The 3654-nt window shown below is 43.1% G+C and carries 5 protein-coding genes; 3 read left to right on the top strand and 2 right to left on the bottom strand.

Going from position 1 to position 3654, the window contains the following annotated elements; genetic code table 11:
* Nucleotides 1–36 precede the first annotated feature (36 nt).
* Together AC3LHT_RS09595 and mreB are read right to left on the bottom strand one after the other, a co-directional pair.
* Complete coding sequence (locus AC3LHT_RS09595; protein ID WP_488662732.1) at nucleotides 37–726, bottom strand: hypothetical protein; 690 nt, start codon at nucleotides 724–726, stop codon at nucleotides 37–39.
* Nucleotides 727–728: 2 nt separating this feature from the next.
* Nucleotides 729–1742 (bottom strand): rod shape-determining protein MreB, encoded by a 1014-nt coding sequence (gene mreB / locus AC3LHT_RS09600; RefSeq protein WP_488662733.1) that lies wholly within the window; start codon nucleotides 1740–1742, stop codon nucleotides 729–731.
* A gap of 198 nt (nucleotides 1743–1940) precedes the next feature.
* Here mreB and speD point away from each other — a divergent pair, with 198 nt between their 5' ends.
* The 3 genes from speD to AC3LHT_RS09615 form a co-directional block, all read left to right on the top strand.
* Entirely contained in the window at nucleotides 1941–2342 is a 402-nt protein-coding gene (gene speD, locus AC3LHT_RS09605) for an adenosylmethionine decarboxylase (RefSeq protein WP_290645302.1), read from the top strand.
* Nucleotides 2343–2360: 18 nt separating this feature from the next.
* A complete protein-coding gene (gene speE, locus AC3LHT_RS09610) occupies nucleotides 2361–3242 on the top strand; it encodes a polyamine aminopropyltransferase (RefSeq protein ID WP_290645304.1) in 882 nt (293 codons plus the stop codon).
* A gap of 149 nt (nucleotides 3243–3391) precedes the next feature.
* Nucleotides 3392–3654 (top strand): GTP-binding protein (locus tag AC3LHT_RS09615; RefSeq protein ID WP_488662734.1); only part of this gene is annotated, 263 nt, incomplete at its 3' end.

Raw genomic sequence — 3654 nt, forward strand, 5'->3', positions numbered from 1 at the left:
AGATCATGAATACAAGTATTGATTTATTTACTTGTTTCATCTTTTCGCCTCCAGAAACACGTAATATCCAGGACCCATCTCTTCGTGGCTGATGAGATAACCATCGGGCATAGAAGCTAATATGTCGCCTATGTAAGTAGCCTCGAGGGAGTAAAAATAACCAAATCCCTCCATTTCAGGAGAGAGGAACACTTTATCTCCTGAAATAAGTTCAACCGGGTCAAAAGTTTGAAAATACAAATTCCTTCCCTTTGAAAAAATTATACCCTCAATTTCAACGTTGTAAGGATCTTGCATAGCAACGGCCGGGAGTTGAAAAGACAGATTTCTTATGGGTTCAACCAGTACACTGTTTTTCCAGCCTTTCACCACTATCCCTGAAAGCCTTTTACTCTTGAGCGAAATGACCGGGCTTTTTTCCATAGGTGTTGCGGCAGAATCCAGAATCACGTCGTTGCCAAAAGAATGATTGTAAAAACCCACAGCTAATGGCAAATCAACAACGGTCGAACAGAAACTGTGAAAGTCGATTTCAGGAAACTGAACAGCATTGCTATCCGTGATTTTAGAATAGATGTTGGCAACTTCACTGCGCAACACCAACAATGGCTCTGACAGTTCAAAGAGCCATGATCTCAACTGCGCGTTGATTCCAGCTACCTGGAAGAAGTTGAATATGAGTATCAATCCAAAAAGCAGTGCCACAAGGATTTCAAGTTTCTTCAAACTCAGTTCCCCTTGGAAAGCCTTTCAAGGATGGAAACTTTTTCGAGCACACTTCCAGCACCCCGCGCAACACAGGTCAGCGGATCTTCGGCAATGTTGACTGAGATGCCTGTTTCAGTTTCCAGCAATTCTTTCATGCCTTTCAACAGGGAGCCGCCACCGGCTATGGTTATCCCATGGCGAACGACATCCGAAACAAGCTCTGGAGGAGTGCTTTCAACTGCGATTTTTACCGCTTCTACTATCTTGCTAACAGGCTCGCTTATTGCCTCTCTTATTTCAGTGCCTTTGACTGTGACTTTTTTGGGCAATCCGGTGTTCAGATCGAGTCCGATAACTTCCGTATCAAGGGAATTGAACTCTTCTGAGTCAATGACGTTCCCTATCTCAATTTTCACTCTTTCAGCTGTTTTTTCGCCAATTGCGAGACGATATTTATCCTTTATATATTGCACGATAGATTCATCGAGTTCATCACCTGCAACCCGAATGGAATTACTCAAAACGATACTGCCAAGAGAAATTACTGCGATTTCAGTAGTTCCCCCTCCGATGTCTACAATCATATTTCCATTGGGTTCCTCAACATCAAGCCCTGCACCTATGGCACTTGCCATAGGCTCTTCGATCAGGAAAACTTTTTTTGCCCCGGCTTCTATGCCCGCATCTGTTAAGGCTTTTCTTTCAACTTCTGTTGCACCCGAAGGAACACCTATCACAACCCTCGGCTTCAGAAGGGTGAATCTGGTGGAAGCACGTTCTATGAAATATTTCACCATGGCTAGCGCAATATCATAGTCCGCAATTACGCCATCTTTCAAAGGTCTGATAGCAATGATATTGGCAGGTGTTTTCCCGACCATCCGCTTTGCTTCAAGCCCAACTTGCAGAATTTGCTGTGAAGCTGAATCAATGGCAACAACCGAAGGCTCGTTGACTGCCACTCCACTTCCTCGCAGAAAAACAAGTGTATTAGCTGTACCCAAGTCTATTCCCATATCTTGTCTGAAAAACATTTACGAACCTCCTGCATTTTGAAGTTTTCGAACCTGATTTTACCATAGGGACGTTACACCTGTTAACGAGGTTTTTACAATCAGTGTTTGACTTTTGGGAGCAAAAAAAATTATAATGCTTTACGCAATGTGCAAATTATTAAATGACCTTACCCTAACGGGGGGGTCTTAATTTTTGATATATGGAGGGAAGTATAAGTGAAAAAAGTCAGGGCTCTGGGCCGTCACCTGGTGGCGGAATTTTATGAGTGTTCTCCGGAGACACTCGATGACCTTGACCACGTGGTAAAATCAATGCGAGAGGCTGCTGAGGTGGCCGGAGCTACTATTGTTGATTCTTCTTTCCACAGGTTTCTCCCTCACGGCATAAGCGGCGTTGTCGTTATCGCAGAATCTCATCTCACAATTCACACATGGCCTGAATATGGATATGCCGCTGTTGACCTGTTCACCTGCGGAGACGAGGTTAATCCATGGAAAGCTTTCGAATACTTGAGAATAAAACTCGAAGCTGAAAGAACTGATGTATCTGAACATCTCAGGGGCATATATTCAGAGGTTGGCATTCCCGATAACGCCCCGCATAAGATCGAACAATGAGAGTGAGGAGGAAATATTATGGTCAATAAACCCGAAAGAGAATTGAGAACATTGAATCATTTAATGTATATGGAATACTACACGGGTGGAAACACGGGAATCTTCATGAAGATGAAGAAGTTGGTTTATTCATACCAAAGTCCATATCAGAGAATTGACATCTTCGAACATCCAGATTTCGGAATGGTTTTTGCCCTTGATGGTATTACAATGATGACGGAAGTCGATGAATTTATGTATCATGAAATGCTCGTGCACGTTCCGCTGTTTATGCACCCAGAACCGAAAAAAGTCCTCATCATAGGTGGAGGAGACGGCGGAAGCCTGAGAGAAGTTTTGAGACATCCCAGCATTGAAGAGGCCATACTTTGTGAAATTGATTCTCATGTGATAGAAGCGGCTAGAAAGTATCTGCCAACTTCTGTGGGATTTGATGACCCGAGAGCGAAAATTGTAAACAAAAATGGCGCTGAATACATCAAACAGTTCAACGACTATTTTGATGCCATAATAATCGATTCCACAGATCCTACCGCTGGTGAAGGCGGGCATCTTTTCACCAAAGAATTTTATCAGAATTGTTATAAAGCCCTAAAGGAAGACGGCGTCTTTTCAGCCGAGACCGAGGACCCCTTCTACGATAAAGGCTGGGTGGCCATTGCACACAGCAGAATCTCTTCGGTTTTTCCCATCACCAAGCTCTATATGGGATTCATGACAACTTATCCATCCGGTATGTGGAGTTATACCTACGCTTCAAAGAAGTACCACCCCCTTAATGACTATAATCCCGAAAAGGTGGCTCCATTTGAAAGCGAATTAAAATACTACAACCCGGAAATTCACAAAGCATCTTTTGCGCTCCCGAATTTTGTGAAAGAAATTATAGGCGAAAAATAGATTCGAAGTTACCGACAGGGGAGTTAACTCCCCTGTTTTTTTATGCCGTTTATTCCGGTTAACGCTCTTGTCTCATAGAAGTCGCAGCCAACTTGTAGCAAATCTGATAAAATCTATTGTACAAGTAAGATTTGGCGGGAGGAGTCGCAATGTACAAGAAGGAACGAATAAGAAACATATCAATAATCGCGCATATAGACCATGGGAAAACGACGCTCGTGGATAGAATTTTGGAATACACACACACCATAGAGAAGCGGAAGATGAAAGCGCAATACCTTGATACTATGGACATTGAACGCGAACGTGGAATAACAATAAAAGCAACACCTGTGAAGATACTATATCAATCTGAAGACGGCAGCGAATACGAGATAAACATTATTGACACCCCGGGGCACGTGGACTTTTC

Source organism: Kosmotoga sp. (assembly GCF_982836095.1).

What these genes read in the sequence shown, in the direction of transcription:
- mreB (WP_488662733.1), bottom strand. Translation starts at nt 1,742, where the DNA reads ATGTTTTTCAGACAAGATATGGGAATAGACTTGGGTACAGCTAATACA.
- speE (WP_290645304.1), top strand. Translation starts at nt 2,361, where the DNA reads ATGGTCAATAAACCCGAAAGAGAATTGAGAACATTGAATCATTTAATG.